A 6,987-nucleotide genomic window follows, 5' to 3' on the forward strand; every position below is an offset into this window, starting at 1 on the left:
CGATCTGGCGCAACATCAGCACGACCTGCTCCGCACTTGGCTTCTATCCTCGCTTCATCCCCAACTCCTCTGGTCCACGCTGATCCTCTCAATCAGCCCGGTCCAAAGCCAGCCGGTCAGGTCACCCGTGGGCTAAGCTGAGCCGAGCCGCATCGGTCTCGCAGACCGTCACCGTATGCTGGCCATCGGCACTGCCATCACAGGCCAGGACTGGGGCTGTCGTCATGAGCGGATCGTTGGCCAGCTGGTAACACAGTGTGTCGCTGCTCGCGGACGGCGTGTAGGTGATCAAGCCGTCGCTGATCACGTGCATGCCGCCTGTTCCCGTGTTGTGGGTCAGCGCTACGCTTGGAGCAGCCGGAACGGTTCCGGTCGTGTTGGACCTCGTGCCGCTGCTGCCCGTGCTCACGGCGGTGCTGTTCGTGTTGGTGCTGGTCGAACTCGTGCTGGTCGCGTTGGAGCCCGCGATGGTGAAAGATTGGCGGCGCGACGTGCCCGCGCTTCGAGGCGTCGGAACCGATCCGCCAGCGCTTGCGGCGCGATCTCCGCAACCACTACATGTCGGACGACTTCCAGGGGGAACCGGCATCTTTGGGCATCGCGCATCCGCCTGTTTTCGTGCACGCGCCGGAGGGCAATGGTTGCTCGGAGCGCTTCATCCGCACGCTTAAGATCAGCCTGTTTGTGTGAAGGGCTACGACACGGGTCGAGGATCCGCGCCGCACGCTGCTGGCGTTCCGCGAGCTCTACAATGAGACGTGCTTTGTGAGCGACACGGGATTCGGCAACCGGCCCTGCCGTTCACGCCGCGCGTCCTCCACCCGCGGTCATTATCGAGCAGGCTTCTCAGGGAGAAACGCGGATGCTCCTTCTGGCTTTCGGCTGAGCGTCGCCGTACTATAACGCGCGCCACTCCTCGCGCGAGCGCGCGTATTCACTAACACATCGGCTTTTGAACGAACGCCCGGAGTTTCGAGATTTTGCCCTCGGTCACGTGGATCGGTGTTTCGTTCGGAGCGGTGTCCCGTGCGCGCGGCGCCTCGGCCCTTGAGCGCTCGCGGTACCAGGCCGAGACCGAGGTCTCACACGCGACGTTTTCGCCGCCGATAGTGGCAGGATCGGCGGAGCCAATCGGGCATTGGCTTCTCCTTCCGGATGGCGCGCCGGCGTGGTCCGCCGACCGCATCGCGCTGTGGACCTGTGCTGCGCAGGCCGAGAAGCGCTACGATGCGCAGGAAGCCCGCTTTTTGGACGTGACCTGGCCGCGTCAACTCCCGCTCACCCATGTCGCGGAAGCAGTCGAACTCATCTACGGACGATTCCGAGATGCCGGGCTGGCTGTGCAAGTCGACCTTCACATCAAGGAAGCCCGCGACGGGCTGCCCAATCCGCATCTACACGGACTCATCTCGACCCGGCTTCTGGGCAGGGATGGTTTCAGAGCGTACAAGTTCCGGGAGCTGTCCGACTGGTTTCACAACGCCGGTGGTCGCGCGGCGCGTCGACACGTCGCCGATGCCCTCAACGAAATTGCGGCTCGACACTGCCACTCGATCGTGTTCGATTCCCGCTCGAACGCGGCGCGCGGTCTTCCGATCGCCGAGGACCGGCTGCCTCGGTCGTATATCCGACGCCCGGACACGATTGCCGCGCGCGACCTTCTCGCCCGACAGGACCAGCAGCGACAGGAGCGACACGATTATTGGGTTACCCACGACGGGCTCGCAGCCGCCGAACTCAAGGTCGCCAGTCTAGAGAGAACGCGTCGCGCTGCCCTCGACGCCCTGCCCTGCGCGATGAGTCCGCAAGCCTCAAACACGCCCGTACTCGATCGAGCGGAATGGGAGACCTGGCGACTATCGCTGCCCGGGATCTCGCTTGCGCCACCAGTCTCTCTCGATAACGACGGTTACGCGCTACCGGTCGGAGGGCGCGCGATCATCGATGGTGGGGACACGATCCGCATCGAGGGTGAACTCGACAACGCCGCGGGAATCGTCCTGCTCGCGCTCGCCGACCGGAAAGGCTGGACGCGAATGCAGTTCCAGGCCGAAACGCCGCCAAACTGGTTTGAGCCGGGGCAATCGAGCATTCCACGCGAGGCGACGCCATCTCCTGCGCTGAGCCCGCTGTCCTGGGAAGGCGTCGGAAAGGTCGTAGCCGCTTGGCGCGAGCCGCCGCGCCGCTCGCGTCGTCGATCGAGCCGCGCGACCGATCTGTCGAGTCGGGTTGCCGTGGATCTGCGGCAGCGTTTGGCGGTGGCGCGGCTGCCGGGAGCGGGAGATCCAGACAAGGAGGATGTCCTAGGCTTGATGCAAGAAGCCGTTCGGGACCAGCCCCCCGGCGTCGCACACTGGGAGATGTGGAAGGCGCGCCTGGATCTCGCGATGACGGCAGTCTTGGATTTCCGCAAGCGGAAGCCGAGGCGCAAACCGGATCCGGCGGCGACACAGGATTTGCCGCCCCGGATTGAGGGACCAGCCGAGAAAGACCTATCAACCGAGTTGAAATTTTTCTGAGCCGTCTGCTGGCGACTTTCTTATCGCTCATGAAAATGGCGTGGGACGCGAGGAGGTCCCACGGTGACAGGCATTCTCAAGACGCAACGGGCTATCAACGCCGCGCAACAGCGCGCCGACGAACTCCGGCAGGAAGCCAAACAGCTCAAACGCGCGATTCGCGAAGGATCCGGACGTCTGAAGGCCCAGTCGGAGCGCCTGTGCGGACAGGTCGTCCTGCATTTGCTCCGTCAAGGCACGCCTGCCTCGCAGGAGGCGATTGTCGCGCAGGCGCGCGTGATGGCCTCTGGCCGCGAGCAGGAAGCGCTCGATCTGTTGCTTGAGCAGCTCCGTGACATTCCACGCCCCGATACACGCTCAGAACAGATCACGCAGGATCCAAATATCAAGTTTTTGTTAGGCGAGACGCTAACTCAGACTTCAATCTGCGAACCGGCGGAATATAAGGAAGCGGCGGCTTCCTCAATCAAGGTAACAGACGCATTCTTCGCGTCATCGCCAGAAACGCTGCGCGAGCATCTCATACGCGTGATCGCCGAGGAAGGGCCGATCAGCTACGGGATGGTTTATACGCGGGTCCGCAAGATCTGGGGCCTTGCTCAGGCCGTTCCGGCTATGAAGGACGCAATCAAATCGCACCTCACGGCACTGAGGGATGGTGGCCATATCGCCGGAGACCAGGAGAGTTTCTGGCCGATCGACCACAAGACCGTTCCTCGGAGAAGGTCCAAGTCTTTCAGAGAGATCTACGGCTCGGAGCTGATTCCAAAGGTCGAGTTGCGCGCGGCCATCGTTCAGCGCCTGATCCGGGTTCCGAGCACGAAGCACGAGATCACGGCGTCAGTAGCAGAGCAGCTGAGCTACGAGCTTAAGAGCCAGGGCCTGAAGGCGCGAATTGAGGATGAGATCGCGCAAATGTACAAAGCCGGCGACATCGTCGCGAAACGACTTTGAGCCGCATCGTGCGGCTTGTGCGTGCGCGGCGGTGAACTCACGCCGCCTCGCTCTGCTCGACCTGACCAGATCGGTCATGGACGGCTATATCATGGCTTGGGCCGTACGGATGCTGTTGGTCTGCTCTGGGGTGACGGTGGTTGTCGGCGGCCGAGGCATGTCGGGCAAGGAGCCAAGTCTACCGACCGGGGTGGCAGTTCGCGACTAAAACAGTCGGCTTGATGGGATCGGATGTCGTCCGAGTGGCAGGCTACAATCGTTGTTGCGCATCCCGTTTGCCGCTTTTAGGCTCGGCACACAACAGCGTCGGTACGTATCATGTCCTACACCATCGTATCGGACCGTCAGGGCGTCACCAGCCGCGATTCTCGGGAGACGCCCCAAGAAGCGCTCCTCCTCGCATCAGCGCTCGTTCAGGCGGCGTCGAGAAGGTCTGGGTATATGACGATCTCGGGCAGTTTGTGAGCGCATCCGCACTGGCTCAGATCGCGCGACGACAAATCGACAGGGTCGAGCCAGTGGCGCCGGCAGAGACCATCGATACGACGGATCTCCTGGCTTCCGATGCGAGTCCTTCTCAGACAGCTCACGAGGTTGACGTCGCTGCTGCCGCTCAGAGGAGGTCCGACACGAATTTGCCTATTCGAAGAGGCGCGCGCGTTTCTTGAATGGCGCTACAACGCAACAGAGTAACCGCGGCCGGTGCGGTGGTCGGCCTCGGGTGCCTTATGGTGAACCTGGATCGGCGCTTGCGCTCAATCTTCGCTGCTGCGCCCGAACGGCTGCAACCTCCCGATTGACGTTTCGCGCCCTGTGTACTGCCGACCCTGCCCCCTTTCGTGGAACGGCCGCTGGCGTACAAGGAACGCCCGGGCGCGTCACCCGCGCCACGGCGCCGATTTCTTTCGGTGCGGCAGATCCGGCGGATCGTGCGTGGGATATTTTCCGCACCGCACGTCGAATTTTCACCCGCGCACCCTTGGCGATACCCAGGGATGGCTGCCGACGTTTTGTCATCCAGATGGATCAGCAGAGCCATCCCGAGCCGAGTGTGTACGCGGGCCGGTGCCACGGGTGGCGCAACACGTCCGCGGTGTGGTGATGGGGAACAGTGCCGCTCCGACAGCTCTCAACTCGATGGGATCTGGCCAGCCCGCTCTTGCGGCACCGTTTGCCAGTCGAATGTGGTTCGCCACTCCGATTTTGAGCAGTGCGATCACGTCGGTCGGTGCGATCGGCCCGATATCTCAGCCACAGTCATCTCGCGTTAAGCATGCCAGAAACTGAGGTCTGTTCAAAGGGCCGGTTTCTGCTATGTTCTCGTTGCGAGCCGCGCGACAGCCGCTTCGCACTCCGCTGGGCGGCCGTCATGGTGTTACGAGCACCATAACGGCCTGACCACGATCTAACTGTTCAGGAGAAAGATCATGGCTGAGACGTTCCATACCGACTTCGACCGCAGGTCGGAAGCCTCCCCGGGGCTCTCCCGCCGCACGCACGCTCCCGTCAGGGCCGCCGCGTAGCCCGCGCGCCACAGCGCACGCCTACCGCAGCAGCATTCCACACGCCTCGCCGCGCGACCGCGTGCCCACTCGGGCACGCGTCGGCGTCCGTCTGCGACCAACCCTGACCCGGAGTTCCTCACATGCCAACGTTCGATCCCGCGCGCGCCGCGCGCACGATGACGGCTGCCCGCCAGGCCGAGCCGTCCCGCCTCACCGCCGTCACGGCGACCGGGCCGACCCTGTCGCTCGTGCCGCTCACCGACCGGCCCGAGGGCGCCCGTCTCGCCCTGTCGCCGTGCTCGCCGCTCGTCGCGGGCCTCGCGCCCTTGGCAGAGATCGACCGCCTCCTGACGGTGCCCGCGCTGGCGGGCCACGTCGCCTACGCCCTGATCCATCGGGGCGAGGCGCCGGGCGAGCGCCCCGAAATCCGCTGGGGCGAGACCGTCCTGGCGCCGCAGCGCCTCCGCCGGCACCGAGCGCACCCTCCGCTTCCGATCGAGGAGGTCGTGCTGATCGGCGCGACCGAGCCGCGCGCCATGAGCGAGTCGGCACTGCTCGCTCTACAGGAGGCCCTGACCCATCAGGCGTCCCGCGCCGGCCGGGCCCGCGTCGTCGGCGCCGTGCCGCGGCGGTCCTGGCTCGCTGCGATCGAACCGGCGCTAATCGCGCGCTGGCTCACCGATCTGCGCGGTCTGCTCGTGGCCCTCGGCTGCCCCTACCTGGAGCCGCGCGGCGCGGTGCTCACGCCCCAGGTCGAGAGCCTACCCCCGGCGTTTGCAGCGGCGGCCTGCGCTGAGCCCGCGCCCATCCCCGCGGCCGCCGCAGTCGCGGTGCCCTCGGGCTACGCCCTCGACCTGCCCGCCGGCCTCACCGCGCGCGCTGACGCAGCGCGGTTCACCCTCGACTGGCGGGGCCTGCGCGCCCACGCCGTCGTCGCGGGCGGCTGGACCGTGCTGCGGGCCGGTTCGCACCTCAACCGGGACGACCGCGGCGGCATCCAGGAATGCCTGAGCCGCAAGCGGCAAGCCCTGCGCGAGGCCAACCTCGTCCGGCCGATGGCCGACGGCCGCCTGCGTCTCACGCGCGACCTCGGCCTGCCGTCCCTCGTCAACGCCACCCGGGTGATCACCGGCGGCAACGAGCGCGACCGCCTCTGGGCCCGGCACTGACCCGCGGCGGCTGACGCGCGCTCCTTCGCCCGCGATCGCCCCTCCTCGCCGCGCGCCCGTGTGCGGCGCCCCGACCTCCTGTCCAGCCGCGACGCCGCGCCCCGCGCCGGCGCTCGCCGGAGCCTGCGCCATGACCGACACCGACTCGTCCGCCGAGATCCCCGTCCCGCCCACTCCCCAGCCCACTCCCGTGCCGGAGCGCCCCACGCCGCCCGCGCTGCCGAACCCCGTCCCCGATCCGGACGACGACCTCCTGCCCCTCGATTTCGACGCCGTCCTGATCCGGGACGACACGAATACAGACCGGCGCGGTCCGCTCGCCAGGATGCGGTCCGACCGCCTCCCAGGCGCCGACCTCGTCGTCTTGGTCATGGCCGAGGCCGCTCTGCCCCGGGCGCTGCTGCGCGATCTCGCCCGCGGCCGGCCGATCGCGGCGGTGATCACGGTCCCGAGCCCGGCGTGGTACCGGCCGCTGACCGACCTGATCGGCCGGCTCAGCGACGGGCGCGCCACGGTGGTCGAGGCCGCCGCCCGTCCCAAGCCAGGTCTGTCCGCGCCCGAGACCGAGGCGGTGCTTGCCTTGGCCAACGGCCGGCCTGTCGTCGGCCTCGCCACCAGAGCGGAGCTCCTGCCCGCCGTGCTCGCCGCCGCCGCCGATCACCGCGCGGTGCTACCTCAGCCGGACCCGGAGGTGATGGCCGCGGTGATCCGGCGCTGGTGCCCGCGGGCGCGCCGGATCACCCTCGCACCCGAGGCGCTCGCCGGCCTCGACCTGCCCGACCTCGGCGGCGCCCTGCGGCCCGGGAGCACGCCGCGGGCCTGTCGCGCGCGCCTGGAGCG

The 6,987-nt window shown here is 66.8% G+C and carries 4 protein-coding genes and 2 pseudogenes; 5 read left to right on the forward strand and 1 reads right to left on the reverse strand.

Features of this window, described 5'->3' with window-relative positions; genetic code table 11:
- Window positions 1–121 precede the first annotated feature (121 nt).
- Entirely contained in the window at window positions 122–313 is a 192-nt protein-coding gene (locus AO398_RS26325; RefSeq protein WP_058195154.1) for a hypothetical protein, read from the reverse strand.
- Window positions 314–531: 218 nt separating this feature from the next.
- Between AO398_RS26325 and AO398_RS29560 the strand changes: the two are divergent.
- From AO398_RS29560 to AO398_RS26345, 5 genes and pseudogenes are all read left to right on the forward strand, one after another.
- Window positions 532–794 (forward strand): annotated as a pseudogene (locus AO398_RS29560) (IS3 family transposase); the annotation flags it as partial.
- A 186-nt stretch (window positions 795–980) separates the two neighbouring features.
- Window positions 981–2,519 (forward strand): MobA/MobL family protein, encoded by a 1,539-nt coding sequence (locus tag AO398_RS26330; RefSeq protein ID WP_160329360.1) that lies wholly within the window; start codon window positions 981–983, stop codon window positions 2,517–2,519.
- A 63-nt stretch (window positions 2,520–2,582) separates the two neighbouring features.
- Entirely contained in the window at window positions 2,583–3,473 is an 891-nt protein-coding gene (locus tag AO398_RS26335) for a DUF3320 domain-containing protein (protein ID WP_058195158.1), read from the forward strand.
- Window positions 3,474–5,118: 1,645 nt separating this feature from the next.
- Window positions 5,119–6,147: a hypothetical protein gene (locus AO398_RS26340; protein ID WP_058195160.1), complete on the forward strand. Its 1,029-nt coding sequence runs from the start codon at window positions 5,119–5,121 to the stop codon at window positions 6,145–6,147.
- A gap of 130 nt (window positions 6,148–6,277) precedes the next feature.
- Window positions 6,278–6,987 (forward strand): annotated as a pseudogene (locus tag AO398_RS26345) (hypothetical protein); the annotation flags it as partial.

Source organism: Methylobacterium sp. GXS13, assembly GCF_001455965.1.
In the GTDB taxonomy this organism is placed as follows: Bacteria; Pseudomonadota; Alphaproteobacteria; order Rhizobiales; family Beijerinckiaceae; genus Methylobacterium.